The following is a 16,083-nucleotide window of genomic DNA, read 5'->3' on the forward strand; positions in this document are numbered from 1 at the left end:
AGAACGCGGCGCTGGTGGAACAGGCCGCGGCCGCGGCGGGCTCGCTGCAGGAACAGGCGCAGCGCCTGTCCGAGGCGGTCGCCGTGTTCAAGATCAACGCGGGGGAAGTCATCGAAGTGCCGGCTCACCAGTTGAGCGGCTACTCCGCGCCGACCTTGACCCAGGCCTGATACCCGAAGTTCCAGGCAAGACCGCGGCCGCGCCCACGCGTGGCCGCGGTTTTTTTTCGCCCGAAAAGGCACATTTCGTGCGCACGTTAAGTTTTCGAAAATACTGCCGTTAACGAAAATAACGCCTGAACAGGGCGATGAAACAGTGTTCGATGGCCTCGTGGCGCCTGCCGGCGCCGGGGCCAGACGAACCGGGCGGGAAGGTGTAGATGCGGGGCATCGGGTCCAGTTTGCTCGCCGTTATTCATTCGCTGATTTTGATATGACCGGAGACAAGCTGTGCGCGTCAACTTACCCGTCCATAACGTGGAAACCAAGCTGCGTGAAGATCAGTACCTGATCTCGCGCACTGATACCAAAGGCAGGATCGTCTACGCGAATCCCGCCTTCGTCGAAGTCAGCGGATTCTCCCGCGAGGAATTGATCGGCAAGGCCCACAATATCGTGCGCCACCCCGACATGCCGCCGGCCGCCTACGAAGACCTCTGGGATACGCTGCAGGCCGGCGAATCCTGGCTGGGCGTGGTCAAGAACCGCCGCAAGGACGGCGGCTTCTACTGGGTGCTGGCCAACGCCACGCCCATCGTCGAGAACGGCGAGGTCGTGGCGTACTCGTCGGTTCGGGTGCGCCCGTCGGAAGAGCAGGTCGAAATGGCCGAGGAACTCTACGCGCGCATGCGCGAGGGCTCGGCCAAGGGCGTTCGCATCCTGCGAGGGCGCCCGGTGCGGGCCGGCTGGCGGCGCGGGCTGGACGTGCTGGCGTTTCCCTTCGCGCGCAGCGTGCGCAGCCGCATGCTGCGCCACGCGCTGCTGTCCTCGGGCATCGTGGCCGCCGCGGGCGCCTATGGGCTGCGCGCCAACTGGGACCAGCTCGATACGCTGGAGGCCGTGCTGGGCTGCTCGGCGGTCGGGTTGGGCATCGCCGCCATCTTCGGCATGGGCTGGCGCCTGTCGCGCTCCCTGCTGGATCCGATGGTCGACGCGGCCAACATGGCGCGCCAAGTCGCGGCCGGCAACCTCACCACGCAGATCGTGGCCGAGTCGGACGACGAAGTCGGCAGCCTGAAGTTCTCGCTCGAAGTCATGCGCAAGAGCCTGATCGGCATTGCCCAGGACGTCTACCGCGGTATCGAAGGCACCACCCACGCCGCGGCCCACATCGCGCGCGGCAACCAGGAACTGGCCGGCCGCACCGAGGGCCAGGCGTCTTCGCTTCAGCAGACCGCCGCCAGCATGGAACAGCTGACTTCCACCGTGCGCGAGAACGCCGACAATGCGCGCCAGGCCAATCAGCTGGCCGCCAGCAGCATGGACGTGGCGCGCCGCGGCGGCGTCGCGGTGGGGCAGGTGGTGAAAACCATGCACGGCATTTCCGACAGCTCGCGCAAGATCGCCGACATCGTCAGCATCATCGAAGGCATCGCCTTCCAGACCAACATCCTGGCGCTCAACGCCGCCGTGGAAGCGGCCCGCGCCGGCGAATCCGGCAAGGGCTTCGCGGTGGTGGCGGGCGAGGTCCGCACGCTGGCGCAGAAGAGCGCGCAGGCGGCCAAGGAAATCAAGGGCTTGATCGAGGATTCGGTGGAGCGCGTCTCGGAAGGGTCGCTCCAGGCCGAACAGGCGGGCGCCACCATGCAGGAAATCGTGGCCGCGGTGCACCGGGTGACCGACATCATCGGCGAAATCTCGCGCGCCTCGCAGGAGCAGTCCAGCGGCATCGAGCAGGTAGATACGGCGGTGTCGCAGATGGACGTGATGACGGTGCAGAATACCGCCCTGGTGCAAGACCTGGGCGGCGCCGTGATGCAGCTGGGCAGCCAGTCGGGCGCGCTGCGCGACACGATCCGCGTGTTCCGGCTGACCGGCCAGCAGTAAGCCCTCCCAAGCCTGGCGTCCTGCCTCGCGCGGGGCGCCGGCGATCCGGCCTGCCGCCTGGGCCCGCTACTTGCCGGCCAGCGCGTCGGCGACTCGGCTCATGGCCGTCAGGCCGGATTCGAACAGCGATTCCAGGAACGGGCCCGCATGGGGCAGCACCACGGCCAGCACCGTGACGCCGACGATCAGCGTGACCGGAAAGCCGATGGAGAACACCGACAGCTGCTGCGCGGCGCGGTTCAGGATGCCCATGGCCAGGTTGATGGTCAGCAGGGCGCAGATCAGGGGCAGCGCGAGCAGCAGGCCCGAGATGAAGACCGTCTTGCCCCATTCCACCACCACTCCCCAGCCGTTCTGATGCAGCTGGATCATGGCGATGGGCAGGGTATCGAAGGACCGCACCAGGGCGGCCAGGACCAGCAGGTGGCCGTCCAGCGCCAGGAAGGTCAGCATCGCGATGATGTTGAAGAGCCGCGAGAGCACGGCGGTGTTGGCGCCCGAGCTGGGATCGAAGAACGAGGCGAACGACAGGCCCATCTGCAGGCCCACGAATTCGCCGGCGGTCTGCACGGCGGCGAACACCAGACGCATGGTGAAGCCCAGCGCGATCCCGATCAGGACCTGCTGCATCACCATCCACAGCCCGGCGAAGGAGCCCGGCGCGATGGGCGGCATGGGGTCCAGGGCGGGGCTGACGGCGACGGCCAGGACGAACGACAGGCCGATCTTGACCTTGATCGGGATCAGCGATTCCGAGAACAGCGGGGCGGTGCCCACGAGCGCCAGGATGCGCACGAACGGCCAGAGGAACTGGCCGATCCAGCCGTTGAGCTGTTCGAGCGTGAAGGCGATCATGGCGGGCGTCGCGGGGGCCGGCGGCGGCGGCCGCTCAGGACACCAGCATGGGAATCTGGCCGATCAATTGCCGGATGTAGTCGACCATGACGCCGATGAGCCAGGGGCCCAGCAGCACCAGCACGCCGCACATGGCCAGCAGCTTCGGAATGAACGACAGCGTCATTTCGTTGATCTGCGTGGCGGCCTGGAAAATACTGATGACCAGGCCCACCATCAGCGTGACGAGCAGCAGCGGACCGGCCATCGCCAGCACGATCTTCATCGCCTGGTAGGTCATGGTCATGACGGTTTCGGCGGTCATGGCGATTCTCCTTCCGGCGTTATTGGTAGAAGCTCTGCGCCAGCGAACCCATGAGCAGGTTCCAGCCGTCGGCCAGCACGAAGAGCATCAGTTTGAAGGGCAGGGCCACGGTGACCGGCGGCACCATCATCATGCCCAGCGCCATCAGCACGCTGGCGATCACGAGGTCGATGATGAGGAACGGAATGAAGATGGTGAAGCCGATCTGGAACGCCGTCTTCAGTTCGCTGGTGATGAAGGCCGGCACCAGGATGCGCATGGGCACCTGGCTGGGATCTTCCAGGGCCGGCTGCTTGGCCAGGTTGGCGAAGAGCGACAGGTCGTTCTCGCGGGTCTGGTGCAGCATGAAGGTGCGCAGCGGTGAGGCCGCGCGTTCCACCGCGGTCTCGAACTGGATCGAGCCTTCCGACAGCGGCTTGTAGGCGTCGGCGTAGATCTTGTCGAAGACCGGCGACATCGTATAGAAGGTCAGGAACAGCGCCAGGCCGATGAGCACGTGGTTGGGCGGCGACATGGCGGTGCCCATGGCGCTGCGCAACAGGCCGAGCACGATGATGATGCGGGTGAAGCCCGTCATCATCAGCAGCGCCGCCGGCAGGAACGACAGCGAGGTCATCAGCAGCAGGGTCTGCATGCTGAGCGAGTAGGTCTCCGAGCCGTTGGGGCCCGGCGTGGCCGTCAGGGCGGGCAGGGTGGCCTGGGCGACGACCCCCGCGGGGAAAAAGGCCAGGCCGAGCAGGCCGGCCGCCGCGAGCAGGGGCAGCGCGGGGCGGGCGCGGGCAAGGGTCGAGCGGGTGAGCAAACTCATGGGTGTCGCATGGAGCGCGCCGTGGCGCTAGCGGCGCTTGAGCGCCTGGCCCAGCTTGGCCGCGAAGGCGGCGGCGGGCAAGGGGGAACCTTCCGGCAGCTGGCCGGCGGGCAGGGTATGCAGGGTGTTGAGCTGGTTCGGGCCGACGCCCACCACCAGCCAGGTGTCTTCGATCTCGACCACCACGATGCTCTGGCGCGGACCGACCGGCAGGCTCGCGACCTGCCGCAGCACGTTGCCGCCGCCGCGCTGCGTCAGCCCGGCGCGGCGGGCCAGCCAGGCCGCCACGAAGATGGCGGCCAGGACCAGCACGAGGCCGAGGATGACGCGGGTGAGGGCGGATTCGGTCATGGCGCCAGGATCAGCGGCGGTTGTTCAAGCGGTTGATCCGCTCGGACGGGGTGATGATGTCGGTCAGGCGGATGCCGTACTTGTCTTCGACGACGACCACTTCGCCCTGGGCGATGAGGTAGCCGTTGACGAAGATGTCCATCGGCTCGCCGGCCAGACCGTCGAGCTCGACCACCGAGCCCTGGCCCAGCTGGAGCAGGTTCTTGATGGTCAGGCGGGTGCGGCCCAGTTCGACGGTCAGCTGGACGGGCACGTCCATGATGAGGTCGATGTCGGTGCCGGTGCCGCCCGTGGCGCCGGCCAGGGGCTTGAATACCGATTGCGCCGCGGACTGCGCGGCCGGGGCGGCGGGGGCTGCCGGAGCGGCCGCAGGCGCCGCAGCCGGCGCGGCGGCCTGTTCGGCCATCGCGGCGGCCCAGTCGTCCTGGGGCTTCAGGCCGTCGGCCTGGGTCGGCGGATTGGCGCGGGATTGTTCGGCGAGCGCGTCGGCCCAGTCGTCGGCCGGGGACGAGCCGGTGCCGGGCTCGTTCTTGTCAGTCATGGTCAGAGGCCTCGTTGGGTTCTGTATCGTGGGTAAACATGTTCTGTACACGCAGGGCGTACTGGCCGTTGAAGACGCCGTAGCCGCATTCCATCAACGGCACGCCGTCGACGCTGGCGATGATGGTTTCGGGCACGGTCACCGGCAGCACGTCGCCTACCTTGAGGTGCATCAGCTCGCGGATCGAGGACGGGATGCGGGCGAATTCCGCGACTACGTCGATATCGGCGCTGCGCACCTGGCGGGAAAGCTGTTGCGACCAGCGCTGGTCCACTTCTTCGAGCGTGGTTTCCTGCAACGGCCGGGTCAGCAGGTCGCGCACCGGCTCGATCATGGAATAGGGCAGGCAGATGTTCAGGTCGCCGCCCGTCGCGCCGAATTCGATGTGGAAGGAGGTGACGACCACCACTTCATTGTTGCCGGTGATGCTGGCGAACTTGGTGTGCATCTCCGAGCGCACGTATTCGAATTCGATCGGATAGACCGGGTCCCAGGACTTGCCGTAGCTCTCCAGGGTCAGGTTGAGCAGGCGACGGATGATGCGCTGCTCGGTCGTGGTGAAGTCCCGGCCTTCGACGCGCGTGTGGTAGCGGCCATCGCCGCCGAACAGGCTGTCGATGACCAGGAACACCAGATTCGGGTCATACGTGAAGAGCGCCGTGCCGCGCAGGGGCTTCATCTGAATCATGTTCAGATTGCTCGGCACCGGCAGGTTGCGCTCGAAGTCCGCGTACTTCTGGATCTTGATGGAGCCGACCGTGATGTCGGCGCTGCGGCGCATGAAGTTCAGGAGCACGTTGCGCATCTGGCGCGCGAACCGCTCGTTGATCAGCTCCAGCGTCTGCATGCGGCGGCGCACGACGCGCTCGGGCGAGCTCAGGTCGTAGGCGCGCGCGCCGGTGTTCTGGCCTGCCGCTTCGGTTTTGCTGTCGCTCTCGCCGGTGACGCCAGCCAGCAGCGCGTCGACCTCGTCCTGCGAAAGGAATGCCTCGTAGGCCATGCTTATTGCACCACGAACGCCGTGAAGAGCACGTCGGTGACGTACTGGCCGTCAGGCAGGGGCGAGAACGGGCGGTTGACGGCCTGCTTGATCGCGTTGGCCATGTCGGTCTTGCCCTGCTGCGTCTGCACGCCGATGGGCGATTGCGACGACAGGACCATCAGGATGCGGCTGCGCACTTCGGGCATGTACTTTTCGAGGCGCGTGCGGGTCTGCTCGTCGCTGACGCGCAGGGTCAGGCCGACGTGCATGATGCGTTCCGTGTCCGGATTCTGCAGCGTGACCGTGAAGGGTTCGAGCGGCACGAAGATCGGCGCCGGCACGGCGATCGGGCCGGCCGGCGGCGTGACGAAAGTGGCGGGCGTGGCTTGCGGGCCCTGACCGGCCTGGCCCGCCTGGCCGGGTTGCCCCTGGCCTACGCCCAGCTGCACGGGCGCCGCGCCTTGCGGCTGCATGCGCTGGGTGATGAACCAGGTGGCGCCAGCGCTGGCCGCGGCGACGATGAGCAGGACCAGGAGCGCCAGCAGCGGGCGCAGGATGCGCCCCAGGCCGCCCGTGCGGGGGGATGATGCGCCGCGCGCAGGCAGGGGTGTGGATTTGGAAGTCGCCATCTCGGTGTCGAAGCGTGTTTTGCCGCTGATGAAAACGGGTTCTTAGTGGATGAAAGCATTCTGCCCCAAATGCCGCCTCGGCTTGGAGGCGAAAAACAGGGCGAAAGCCGCGTATCTCAAGCTATTGCTGCACTGCCCGCAATCCTTGGCGGAAGCGGGCCGCGCATGGGTCAGGCGAAGGTGTCCACCAGCGCGTTGGCATTGCGCGTCACGGTCACGGCGACCGGCGCTTCGGCCGCGCCATCGGCTGCCGCCAGGCCGCCGCCGGATTGTCGCTGCGAACCGTTGCCGCCTTGTTGCGCGAACTCCTGCTGGGCAGTCTGCTCGCCCACGCTGGTCTGGCCCAGCGAGATGCCGGCCTGGGCCAGCGCCTGCTGCAACTGCGGGATCGCGGTTTCGATGGCTTGGCGCACGGAAGCGTGGGCGGAGACGAAGGACGCGCTGGCAACACCGTCGGCCAGGTTCAGGCTGACGCGTAGCGGCCCCAGGTCGGGCGGATCCAGGCGGAGTTCCGCGGTCTGCATGCCCTGGCGGGCGCCGTGGCTCATCATGACCACTTGCTGGCCGAGTTCGGTGCCCCAGTGCGTGCCGCCGACCGGCGTGGCGACTTGCAGGACCAGGGGAACGGCAGGGGCAGCGAAGGCGGCGGGGTTGGCGATCGGCGCCGGCTGACGCTGCGCGGCGGCCGCGGCCAGCGCGGGCGCCAGGGCATCGTGGGCCGGGACGTTGTGCTGGGGGGCCTGGAACTGCTGGCCGGCGTCGGCCTGCGCGGGCAGGGTGTCGGGTTCTTCGCGCATCGGCGCGAGCGGCTGCGCGGGGGCTTCGGCGCGCGGGTGGCCGGCGGCGCGGGGCAACGCGGCTTCGGGCGCCAGGCGCGGCGCTTCGGCCTTGGCCGGCGCGGCGGGAGCCGCCGGCGTTTGCGGGGCGGCCTGCGCGTTGCCGGGCTTGACCGCCGCGGTGACGACGGGAAGCGCGGCTTCGGCGTCGCGCACGGCGAGCGCCGCGGCGGCTTCAGCCTGCTGGGCGGTGGCGGCGACCGGCGCGCCCACGGTGACGACGGCATCGGCCGCGCCCAGGGCGGCGGTCAGCACGGCGGCGCCCGTGTTCATCGCGGCGGCCGCGGCGGTGGCGTTGCCGCGCGCCAGCTGCACCTGTTCGGCGGCCTGGGCGGCGATTTCCAACGCCTGTTGCGGCAGCACGACGGCCGGCTGGGCGGCGGCGACGGCGAGCGCGCCGGCTTCCGCCTGCGCGGCGCCCTGCACGGCTTCGTCGATGGCGCCGGCGGCGGCGCCTTCGGCCTTGGCGGCGGGATCGCCCGAGCCTTGCTGGCCCTTGGCGGGCGCCTTCGGGGCGCCGTCCGCCGGGCGGGCATTGGCGGCCTGGTCGGGGCGTTGCCGGTTCGGACGCTGCTGCGCCAGCACATCGGAGAAGCTGGGGCCCTTCTTGTCGGCGGGCGTCGGCTTGGCGCCGAGCGCGTCGGCGATCGAGGTCGGGGCGACGGGCGCGATGGAAGGCAAGGGCAGGGGAGCGGTCATCTGGGGCTTCCTGTTAGGTATCGCTTAGTGCATGCCGGCCTGGCGCTGGACCAGGCGGGCAGAATATTCATCATTGGCGCGCTGTTCGCGGCGGGACTCCACCAGCGCCTGGGCGCGCAGTTCGCGCTGGGCCAGGGCATCGTAGGAATTGAGCTTGCGCTGTTCCTGTTGCCAATACTGGCGGCCCTTGGCCAGGTTCTCGTCGGCCTGGCGCAGCACGGCCTGCTGCTGGCCGATGGCGTCGTCCAGCGTGCCGATGAAGCGCTGGTAGTTGTGGCAGTCGCTGGCCGACATGCCGTTGGTCATGGCCTGCTGCAGGCGCTCCAGGTAGTCCTGGCGGTAGTCGTGCAGCATGCCGAGCTGGCGCTCGGCGTTGCCGCGCTCGGCATTGAGCCGGCCCAGCAGGCGGGCGGCTTCGTCCGTGCTCTCCTTGGCCAGGTTGATCAGCATGTCCAAGGGCAGTTGGCTAGGCATAGGTATCCCTCAACTCAAAACTGGCGCGCAGCTGGCCGACGGCGGCTTCGTAGCCGATGTTCTCGCCGATGTCCTGCTGCAGGAAGGCTTCCAGGCGCGGGTAGCGGGCGATGGCATCGTCGAGCTGCGGATCGTTGCCGGCGGCGTACGCGCCCACCGCGATCAGGTCGCGGTTGCGCTGGTAGCGCGACAGGCTTTGCTTGAAGCGGCGCACCACGGCGAACTGTTCCTGCGGGATCAGCGAGGTCATGGCGCGCGAGATGGACGCTTCGATATCGATGGCGGGGTAGTGGCCGGCTTCGGCCAGATGCCGGGACAGCACGACGTGGCCGTCCAGGATGGCGCGCGCCGAGTCGGCGATCGGATCCTGCTGGTCGTCGCCTTCGGCCAGCACGGTGTAGAAGGCGGTGATCGAGCCGGCCTTGCCCGACGGGCCGGGCGCGCCCATGCCGGCGCGTTCGACCAGCATCGGCAACTTGGCGAAGACCGACGGCGGGTAGCCCTTCGTGGCGGGCGGCTCGCCGATGGCCAGCGCGATTTCGCGCTGCGCCATGGCGTAGCGGGTCAGCGAGTCCATGATGAGCAGCACGTCCTGGCCCTGGTCGCGGAAGTGCTCGGCCAGGCGGGTGGCGTAGGCCGCGCCTTGCAGGCGCAGCAGCGCGGACACGTCGGCCGGCGCGGCCACCACGACCGAACGCGCCAGGCCCTCGGGGCCCAGGTTGTGCTCGATGAATTCCTTGACTTCGCGGCCGCGCTCGCCGATCAGGCCCACGACGATGACGTCGGCCTTGGTATAGCGGGCCATCATGCCCAACAGCACGCTCTTGCCGACGCCGGAGCCGGCGAACAGGCCCATGCGCTGGCCGCGGCCGACGGTGAGCAGGCCATTGATGGCGCGCACGCCGGTGTCGAGCACCGTATCGATGGGCGCGCGCGACAGCGGATTGATGGGCTGGGCGGACAGGGGCGCGAGTTCGGCGCCCGTCAGCGGGCCCAGGCCGTCCAGCGGCCGGCCGGCGCCGTCCAGCACCCTGCCGAGCAGGGCGTTGCCCACCGGCAGGTGGCGTCCCAGCTGCGGCTTGGCGTTGCCGTTGAGCTCGGCCTTGCGCGGCAGCGGGATCTGGCGCTGGACCGGGGGTTCGCCGGGCACGACGCGCGCGCCGGGCGGCAGGCCGGAAATGTCCGCCTGCGGCATCAGGTACAGCGTGTGGCCGTCGAAGCCGACGACTTCGGCATCGGCCCAATGATCATGGCCGCGGGCGATCTCGATGCGGGCGGCGGCGCCCACCGGCAGCCGCAGCCCGGTCGCGTGCAGGACCAGGCCGGTGGCGCGCGTGATCTTGCCGCTGACCAGCCAGGGGTCGGTGGACGCGGCCCGGATCGAGCCGATCTGCAGCTGGGTCTGCCAGCGATCGATGATGGGCGCGGCCGGCATAGGCGCGGCCGGCTTAGGCGCGGCCGGCGTAGGCGTGGCCACTGCGGGCGCCGGATTTCCGGTCACGCGGGGTCCTCCCAAGCCACGTTGCGGCCCAGCGAGGCCGCCACGCGACGCCAGCGCGTCTGCAGGGTGGCGTCGATGTCGCCGAACGGGGTTTCGGCGCGGCAGCCGCCGCGCGCGATGGATTCATCGGCCAGCACGCGCCAATGGCCTTCCTTGAGCTCGTCGGCCAGGTGCAGGCGGATCAGCTCGATGTCTTCCGGATTGGCCCACAGGCGCATCTGGCCGCCGGCGGTGGGATTGATGTGCAGCACTTCGCGCACCGCGCCGGCAACGGTATCGGGTTGCTCGGCGAGCGTGGTGCGCACCACCTGCTGGGCGATGTCCAGCGCCAGCGTGAGCAGGCCCTGGCCCATTTTTTCTTCGAGCGCGCCTATCGACACGGCGCAGGACTGCACCAGCGCGTGCAGGCGCTGCGCTTCCGCGGCCCCCTGTTCGCGCGCCTGGGCCAGGCCCTCGGCATAGCCTTGTTCGCGTCCCGCGGCCAGGCCCGCCTCGTGGCCGGCCTGCCGGCCGGCTTCGAAGCCGGCCGCGTGGCCTTCGGCGTGGCCGGCCTCGCGGCCTTCCGCCACGGCCTGCGCGCGCAGCTGGGCCATGACGACCTCGGGGTCCGGCCCCGGATCGGGTTCCGGCTCGGGCTCGACCTCGACGGGCGCCGGCTCGTCGAACGACAGCATCTGCCAGCGCCGCCAGGCGGCGCTGCGCGAGATGAGCGTCGTCGCGCCGCTGTCCGCTTCAGACATACGTGTCGTCTCCCTGGTTGCCCAGGACGATCTGGCCGCTCTCGGCCAGGCGGCGCGCGATCTGCAGGATCTTCTTCTGTTCGGTCTCGACCTTGGACATGCGGATGGGGCCCTGGGCTTCCAGGTCCTCGCGCAGCATTTCGGCGGCGCGGCTGGACATGTTGCGCAGGAACTTGGCGCGCAGTTCTTCCTGGGCGCCCTTGAGCGCGACCATGAGGGTGTCGTTGTCGATTTCCTTGAGGATGAGCTGGATGGCGCGGTCTTCGACGTCGAGCAGGTTGTCGAACACGAACATCTCGTCGATGATTTTCTGCGCCAGGTCGTTGTCGCGCTCGCGCAGGCTGGCGACGACGGTTTCCTCTTCGGCCGAATTCATCATGTTCAGGATCTCGGCCGCGGTGCGCACGCCGCCCATCTTGCTGCGCTTGGCGCCCTGGCCGGCGAGCACGGAATTCAGCACTTCGGTCAGCTCGGACAGCGCCGCGGGCTGCACGCCGCCGAAGGTGGCGATGCGCAGCATCACGTCGTTGCGCAGGCGGTCGGTCAAGAGCGCCAGCACGCCGGCGGCGCGGTCGCGCTCCAGGTGCACCAGGATGGTGGCGATGATCTGCGGATGCTCGTCGCCGATCAGTTCGGCCACCGTGTTCGGATCCAGCCAGTTCAGCGCGTCGATGCCGCTGCCGCCTTCGCCGGCTTCCAGGATGTCTTCGATCAGGCCGGCCGCGCGGTCGCTGCCCAGCGCCTTGGTGAGCACGGTGCGGATGTAGTCGTCCGAGCCCAGGGTGACGGCCATGAACTGGTCGGCTTCCTGGCGGAACTCTTCCAGCACCACGGCCACGTCGTTGCGGGTGACCTGCTTGAGGCTGGCCATGGCCGCGCCGACCTGCTGGACTTCACGGGCGCTGAGGTACTTGAACACCTCGGCCGCCGCGTCTTCGCCCAACGACATCATCAGGACGGCGCTGCGCGTCATGCCGTCGATCGGGGGAGAATCATTTTTCATCTTTGCTCATCCAAGTGCGCATAACCATGGCGACGGCGCGCGGATCCTTGCTGGCCATCGTGCGGGCGCGTTCCAGGTTGTCCTGGTAGCGGTCCACTTCCTTGGCGCGGGCCGCTTCCTGGGCTTCACGCGCTGCATCCAGACGGTCGGCCTCGGCCTGCTCGGGATCGACCGGCGGGTAGAGGTAGTCGCCCACCGTGCGGCGCAGGATGCGGTACAGCCACAGCGCCAGCACGCCACCGACCAGCCAGGCCAGGATCGTCTTGAACAGCGAGATCATTTCCGGATCGCGCCAGACCGGCACCGGCGGCGGGCCATCGTTGAACTGGCTGTTGACCAGGTTCAGCGAGTCGCCGCGCGCATCCGAGTAGCCCATGGCTTCGCGGACCAGGTTGGTCAGCTTGTTCAGTTCTTCGGGCGGCAAGGCTTGCGGCTCGCCGTCCTTGTCGCGGATGTAGTTGACGACCACGGCCACCGACAGGCGCTTGAGCGTGCCCACCGGCTGCTTGATGTGGCTGATGGTGCGGTCCACTTCATAGTTCGTGGTGGCGTCGCGGCGTTCGTTCAGGTTGCCCGTGGCGGCTTGCGTGCCGGTCTGCTGCTGTTGTTGTTGCTGCTGCTGGGCATTGGCCGGCTGCTGGGGCTGGCCGGGGCGCGGCGGTTGCGGCTGCGGCGGGTTGGCGATCGGGGCCTGCGCGTTGGTCGGGGCCTGGTTCGACAGCGCGCCGGGCACGCCTTGCGCAGGGTTGATGCCGCGCTGGGTCGAGTCGCTGGTCTGCTGGCTGCGCACCGCGGCCTGGCCGGGTTCCTGGTTCGGGCGATAGACTTCCGAGGTTTCCTCGCGGCGCGAGAAGTCGACGTCGGCGCTGGCCTGGGCGTGGACGTTGCCGGGGCCCACCAGCGGGTTCAGGATGGTGAGGATGCGCTCGACCGTGCGTTGCTCCATTTCGCGCACGAAGCGCATCTGGTCGGCGTCCATGCCACGGCCTTCGCCCAGCGGCGCCGACAGCAGGCGGCCGTTCTGGTCGACGATGGACACGTTTTCCGCGGTCAGCTCGGGCACGCTGGAAGCCACCAGCCAGGAGATGGCGGAGACCTGGGCGTCGCTCAGGCTGCGGCCGGGGTAGACATTGAGCAGGACGGACGCGGTGGGCGCCTGGCGCTCGCGCACGAACAGCGATTGGCGCGGCATGGCCAGGTGCACGCGGGCATGCTGCACGGTGTGCATGGCTTCGATCGAACGGGCCAGCTCACCCTCCAGGCCGCGTTGGTAGTTGATCTGCTCGGCGAACTGGCTCGCGCCGAAACGGGCGTTGTCCATCAGTTCGAAGCCGACCGATCCGCCGCGCGGCAGGCCCTGGGAAGCCAGCTGCAGGCGGGTGTCGTACACGCGCTCGGCCGGAACCAGCAGGGCGGTGCCGGTGTCGTTGTAGCGGTAGGGCACGTTCATCGTTCCCAGCGCCGTCACGATCGCGCCGCCGTCCCGGTCGTCCAGGTTGGAGAACAGGACCTTGTAATTGGGTTCGCTGCTCCACATCGCGACCGCGACGATCGCCGCGACGACGGCCGCCGCCGCGCCGAGCAGGACGGGCTTGGGAAGCGCGCGGACCTTCTCCAGGACGGGGAACTTCGCCAGCAGCGACGAACTCAGGGTGGCCTGCTGATTCATCGACGGCTCCCGCTGGCTACGCGGAGCTGGGAATGGGACTTCATGTCTTGGTAGGGCAGATTACACATGCAACGTGCTTCTGGTCTGGGGAGAGCGTGGATTATTGCCCTTGGGAAGACAATCCCAATCGTTGAAAACAGCCGGTTTTTGGCGTTACTTATCCCCTATGTCGGCCGGAACGCCAGCAGGCCCGGCGCGGGTCCGCTCAAGGGCGGCCGCATTCGCGGAAATGTCGGGGTTTTTGGCGGTTCTTATCGGCTATGGCCGGGCCGGATCGGCGTTACGCTGCATGCAACTTTGGCGTAATCCCCACCAGCAAGGAATCAGTAATGGCTGTATCAGGCTTGTCCGGCATCGAGAGCATGCTCCAGCAGATGCGCGCAGTCGTCAGCAAGGCGGAAACGGGCAATCTCGCCGCGGGCGAGAGGGTTGCCCAGCCGGATGGCTTCGCCGCCGAGCTGCAGCGTTCCATCCGCCGCGTCACGGCCGCCCAGAATGCGGCCACCGCCCAGGCCAAGGCTTTCGAGCTGGGCGCCCCGGACATCTCGCTCAACGACGTGATGATCGATATGCAGAAGGCCAGCATCGGCTTCCAGACTGCGGTGCAGGTGCGCAACAAGCTGGTTGCGGCCTACAAGGAAATCTCTTCGATGGCCGTCTGACGACGGCCGTCCGATCCCGGCGCCGGGCCTGCCCGGCGCCGTGGGATCAATTGCGCTGCGCGCCTCGTTCGAGGCGCCACACGACCTGCTGCAGCCAGTTCTCCTGGCGCGCATCCAGATTCAGGAAGATCGCTCCCAGGTGGCTGACCGGCGGCTCGCCCGTGAGGGAGACGTGGCGCGGCGCTTCTTCGCCCGCGGCGCCGGCCTGCGTCATGGGCTGCCCCGACACCGGATAGACGTTGCGCACTTCGAGATTGGCGGTGATCCGGCCCAGTTCGCCGAAATCCAGCTGGACGTTTTCCAGGATGGCGCCGCGCTCGGGCAGGGCGCCCACCTCCATCACCGCCCGCAGGCCCACGCCGTCCACGGAAATGTCGCGGACGGTGAAGCTGTGCGGCTTTTCCTTGGGCGAGGGCTGCCAGGTGGCCTGGCACTGGCCGGCGCTGCCGATCAGGGAGGCGCGGAACATCTTGCGGCGCTGGATCCGGGCCAGGCGCTCGGGGAAGGGCGACATCAGCGCCGCGCTGCCGTCATCGAAATGGATCACCTCGGGCCGTTGCACCCGGAAGCGGATCTGCACCCCGCCATAGGCGGTGGCGTTGAAATAGAACGTGGTGCCGCTCAGCAGGCCCATGGTGTCGGACTGTTCGAAGTCCGCGCCCGCGTAGTCGCGAGGCCGCCAGAAGAACTGGCGCGTCTGCTTGTCCGCGCCCAGGATGAGCACGGCCATCTCGCGGTCTGCGGCGTCGCGCACCAGGATGTGGCTGTCGGGGTGCGTCAGCTCGAACAGGGCTGCGCGCATGTCTTCCGGCCGGGTCAGCAGGAACTCCGGGTCGCTGGCGTCCAACACGATGGTCGTCCTCAATCAATAGGGTCAGGCGGGGGGCGGGGCTTCGGGAACCTCGCGCGATTCCAGGCGATATAGCCAGGCCAGCAATTCTGCCACCGCTACGTAGAGTTGGGGCGGGATATGCGCGTCCAGGTCCACCTGCATGAGCAATCCGACCAATTCACGCGATTCGTGGACATACAGGCCGTTCTCTTCGGCCGCGCGGACGATGGTGTCCGCCAGTTGGCCGTAGCCCTTGGCGACCACGCGCGGCGCGCCGTCCTTTTCCTCGTAGGAAATGGCGACCGCCGCGTTGCGGTTGGCGTTGGGGCCGGCGTCCAGGGCGTTGGAAGGGGTATTCATCAGATATCGGCCGGCATGACGGGGCGCGGTTCCACCACGCTCACCGACAGATTGCTCAGGGTCAGGCCCGCGGCCAGCAGGCGAGAACGCAGCGTGTCCGAGGCGTCATGGATCTCGGGCGCGCTGTGCGGGGCGATCAGTTGCAGCACGAGCTGGTCGCCGGCCAGGTTGAGCCGGGCGTCGACCAGGCCCAGGCGCGGCAGGTCCAGCTTCACGCGCGTGGCCCAGGTGGGCACCCCGGAATCGGGATCGCCGCCATAAGGATCGCGCTCCACTTCCCATTCCATGGGCGTGCCCGGCCAGGCTTCGCCCTGCCAGGTCAGCGCCTGGTTGGCCAGCACGTCGAGCTGCTGGCGAACGAGCACGGTCAGGTCCTGGTGGATGCCGGCGACGGGCGTGCCCGGCGTGGGCGCGGCCGATGCCGTGCCGCCGGAGCCGGACGGCGCCGAGGCGTCGCCGCCCGAACGGGCGGGGGCGGAGGATTCGGCGCGCGGCCGGGCGGGCGCGTCCTGCGACACGGCGTTCCGGTCGAGCCGCGCCTGCGGCTCCTCGCGCAACTGGGCGGGATTGGTCCGGCCGAAGACCATGTCCGTCAGGTGGGACTCATAGAACAGGCCGCTGGTCTGCAGCGCGTGGCGCAAGGCCTGGCCCAGCGCGCGGGCGCCCGGGCCGCCCGCGGCCAGCGCGGCGTGCGCCGCAGCCTCGGGGCCCTTGGCGCCAGCGGGGAGGTTCGCATGCGCCCCGGGGCTGCCCGGCTTGCCGGCGGCGGCCGAGCCGTCCGCAGCGGGGGCC

At 68.7% G+C, this 16,083-nt stretch carries 18 protein-coding genes and 1 pseudogene; 3 read left to right on the plus strand and 16 right to left on the minus strand.

The window, feature by feature from the left end:
• Positions 1-170 (plus strand): annotated as a pseudogene (locus ADE01S_RS32210) (methyl-accepting chemotaxis protein); the annotation flags it as partial.
• A gap of 279 nt (positions 171-449) precedes the next feature.
• A complete protein-coding gene (locus ADE01S_RS30120; protein WP_062685439.1) occupies positions 450-2,045 on the plus strand; it encodes a methyl-accepting chemotaxis protein in 1,596 nt (531 codons plus the stop codon).
• Between the two features lie 66 nt (positions 2,046-2,111).
• Here the strand turns inward: ADE01S_RS30120 and fliR are convergent, their stop codons facing one another.
• The 13 genes from fliR to fliF all read right to left on the minus strand — a co-directional run bounded on the left by fliR (position 2,112) and on the right by fliF (position 13,437).
• Positions 2,112-2,900 carry a flagellar biosynthetic protein FliR gene (gene fliR / locus ADE01S_RS30125; protein WP_062685440.1) on the minus strand — a complete coding sequence of 263 codons (789 nt, stop codon included), beginning with the start codon at positions 2,898-2,900 and terminating at the stop codon, positions 2,112-2,114.
• A 34-nt stretch (positions 2,901-2,934) separates the two neighbouring features.
• Complete coding sequence (gene fliQ / locus ADE01S_RS30130; RefSeq protein ID WP_062685441.1) at positions 2,935-3,204, minus strand: flagellar biosynthesis protein FliQ; 270 nt, start codon at positions 3,202-3,204, stop codon at positions 2,935-2,937.
• 19 nt (positions 3,205-3,223) lie between these two features.
• Positions 3,224-4,012: a flagellar type III secretion system pore protein FliP gene (gene fliP / locus ADE01S_RS30135; RefSeq protein ID WP_062685442.1), complete on the minus strand. Its 789-nt coding sequence runs from the start codon at positions 4,010-4,012 to the stop codon at positions 3,224-3,226.
• Positions 4,013-4,039: 27 nt separating this feature from the next.
• Positions 4,040-4,363 (minus strand): flagellar biosynthetic protein FliO, encoded by a 324-nt coding sequence (fliO, locus tag ADE01S_RS30140; protein ID WP_062685443.1) that lies wholly within the window; start codon positions 4,361-4,363, stop codon positions 4,040-4,042.
• Positions 4,364-4,373: 10 nt separating this feature from the next.
• A complete protein-coding gene (gene fliN, locus ADE01S_RS30145) occupies positions 4,374-4,904 on the minus strand; it encodes a flagellar motor switch protein FliN (protein WP_062685444.1) in 531 nt (176 codons plus the stop codon).
• Positions 4,897-5,904, minus strand: coding sequence for a flagellar motor switch protein FliM (gene fliM, locus ADE01S_RS30150; RefSeq protein ID WP_062685445.1), 1,008 nt, complete (start codon positions 5,902-5,904; stop codon positions 4,897-4,899). Before fliM ends, fliN begins: the two co-directional genes overlap by 8 nt.
• Before the next feature lie 2 nt (positions 5,905-5,906).
• Positions 5,907-6,515 (minus strand): flagellar basal body-associated protein FliL, encoded by a 609-nt coding sequence (gene fliL, locus ADE01S_RS30155; protein WP_062685446.1) that lies wholly within the window; start codon positions 6,513-6,515, stop codon positions 5,907-5,909.
• A 170-nt stretch (positions 6,516-6,685) separates the two neighbouring features.
• Positions 6,686-8,050 carry a flagellar hook-length control protein FliK gene (locus tag ADE01S_RS30160; RefSeq protein WP_062685447.1) on the minus strand — a complete coding sequence of 455 codons (1,365 nt, stop codon included), beginning with the start codon at positions 8,048-8,050 and terminating at the stop codon, positions 6,686-6,688.
• A 24-nt stretch (positions 8,051-8,074) separates the two neighbouring features.
• On the minus strand, positions 8,075-8,524 hold the full coding sequence (gene fliJ, locus ADE01S_RS30165; protein WP_062685448.1) for a flagellar export protein FliJ: 450 nt from the start codon (positions 8,522-8,524) through the stop codon (positions 8,075-8,077).
• Positions 8,517-9,959 (minus strand): flagellar protein export ATPase FliI, encoded by a 1,443-nt coding sequence (gene fliI / locus ADE01S_RS30170; protein ID WP_062685449.1) that lies wholly within the window; start codon positions 9,957-9,959, stop codon positions 8,517-8,519. Before fliI ends, fliJ begins: the two co-directional genes overlap by 8 nt.
• Before the next feature lie 62 nt (positions 9,960-10,021).
• Positions 10,022-10,765 (minus strand): flagellar assembly protein FliH, encoded by a 744-nt coding sequence (gene fliH / locus ADE01S_RS30175; protein ID WP_062685450.1) that lies wholly within the window; start codon positions 10,763-10,765, stop codon positions 10,022-10,024.
• The gene (fliG, locus tag ADE01S_RS30180) at positions 10,758-11,768 is read right to left on the minus strand and encodes a flagellar motor switch protein FliG (RefSeq protein ID WP_062685451.1); all 1,011 of its coding nucleotides are present in this window, start codon (positions 11,766-11,768) and stop codon (positions 10,758-10,760) included. The genes fliH and fliG overlap by 8 nt, the downstream gene beginning before the upstream one ends.
• Positions 11,758-13,437, minus strand: coding sequence for a flagellar basal-body MS-ring/collar protein FliF (fliF, locus tag ADE01S_RS30185; protein WP_062685452.1), 1,680 nt, complete (start codon positions 13,435-13,437; stop codon positions 11,758-11,760). Before fliF ends, fliG begins: the two co-directional genes overlap by 11 nt.
• Before the next feature lie 329 nt (positions 13,438-13,766).
• Here fliF and fliE point away from each other — a divergent pair, with 329 nt between their 5' ends.
• Positions 13,767-14,099, plus strand: coding sequence for a flagellar hook-basal body complex protein FliE (gene fliE, locus ADE01S_RS30190; RefSeq protein ID WP_062685453.1), 333 nt, complete (start codon positions 13,767-13,769; stop codon positions 14,097-14,099).
• Between the two features lie 46 nt (positions 14,100-14,145).
• On the opposite strand, the gene ADE01S_RS30195 is transcribed toward fliE, so the two are convergent.
• From ADE01S_RS30195 to fliK, 3 genes are all read right to left on the minus strand, one after another.
• Positions 14,146-14,949, minus strand: coding sequence for a flagellar brake protein (locus tag ADE01S_RS30195; RefSeq protein WP_062685454.1), 804 nt, complete (start codon positions 14,947-14,949; stop codon positions 14,146-14,148).
• A 24-nt stretch (positions 14,950-14,973) separates the two neighbouring features.
• Positions 14,974-15,291: an EscU/YscU/HrcU family type III secretion system export apparatus switch protein gene (locus ADE01S_RS30200; protein WP_062685455.1), complete on the minus strand. Its 318-nt coding sequence runs from the start codon at positions 15,289-15,291 to the stop codon at positions 14,974-14,976.
• The coding region (gene fliK, locus ADE01S_RS32215; protein ID WP_255220876.1) for a flagellar hook-length control protein FliK at positions 15,291-16,083 on the minus strand (793 nt) is incomplete at its 5' end. The genes ADE01S_RS30200 and fliK, both read right to left, overlap by 1 nt.

It is taken from the genome of Achromobacter denitrificans NBRC 15125 (assembly GCF_001571365.1).
Lineage (GTDB): Bacteria > Pseudomonadota > Gammaproteobacteria > Burkholderiales > Burkholderiaceae_B > Achromobacter > Achromobacter denitrificans.

Coding starts and splice junctions, on each gene's coding strand:
- fliR (WP_062685440.1), bottom strand. CDS start 2,900: ATGATCGCCTTCACGCTCGAACAGCTCAACGGCTGGATCGGCCAGTTC.
- fliQ (WP_062685441.1), bottom strand. CDS start 3,204: ATGACCGCCGAAACCGTCATGACCATGACCTACCAGGCGATGAAGATC.
- fliP (WP_062685442.1), bottom strand. CDS start 4,012: ATGAGTTTGCTCACCCGCTCGACCCTTGCCCGCGCCCGCCCCGCGCTG.
- fliO (WP_062685443.1), bottom strand. CDS start 4,363: ATGACCGAATCCGCCCTCACCCGCGTCATCCTCGGCCTCGTGCTGGTC.
- fliN (WP_062685444.1), bottom strand. CDS start 4,904: ATGACTGACAAGAACGAGCCCGGCACCGGCTCGTCCCCGGCCGACGAC.
- fliM (WP_062685445.1), bottom strand. CDS start 5,904: ATGGCCTACGAGGCATTCCTTTCGCAGGACGAGGTCGACGCGCTGCTG.
- fliL (WP_062685446.1), bottom strand. CDS start 6,515: ATGGCGACTTCCAAATCCACACCCCTGCCTGCGCGCGGCGCATCATCC.
- ADE01S_RS30160 (WP_062685447.1), bottom strand. CDS start 8,050: ATGACCGCTCCCCTGCCCTTGCCTTCCATCGCGCCCGTCGCCCCGACC.
- fliJ (WP_062685448.1), bottom strand. CDS start 8,524: ATGCCTAGCCAACTGCCCTTGGACATGCTGATCAACCTGGCCAAGGAG.
- fliI (WP_062685449.1), bottom strand. CDS start 9,959: ATGCCGGCCGCGCCCATCATCGATCGCTGGCAGACCCAGCTGCAGATC.
- fliH (WP_062685450.1), bottom strand. CDS start 10,765: ATGTCTGAAGCGGACAGCGGCGCGACGACGCTCATCTCGCGCAGCGCC.
- fliG (WP_062685451.1), bottom strand. CDS start 11,768: ATGAAAAATGATTCTCCCCCGATCGACGGCATGACGCGCAGCGCCGTC.
- fliF (WP_062685452.1), bottom strand. CDS start 13,437: ATGAATCAGCAGGCCACCCTGAGTTCGTCGCTGCTGGCGAAGTTCCCC.
- fliE (WP_062685453.1), top strand. CDS start 13,767: ATGGCTGTATCAGGCTTGTCCGGCATCGAGAGCATGCTCCAGCAGATG.
- ADE01S_RS30200 (WP_062685455.1), bottom strand. CDS start 15,291: ATGAATACCCCTTCCAACGCCCTGGACGCCGGCCCCAACGCCAACCGC.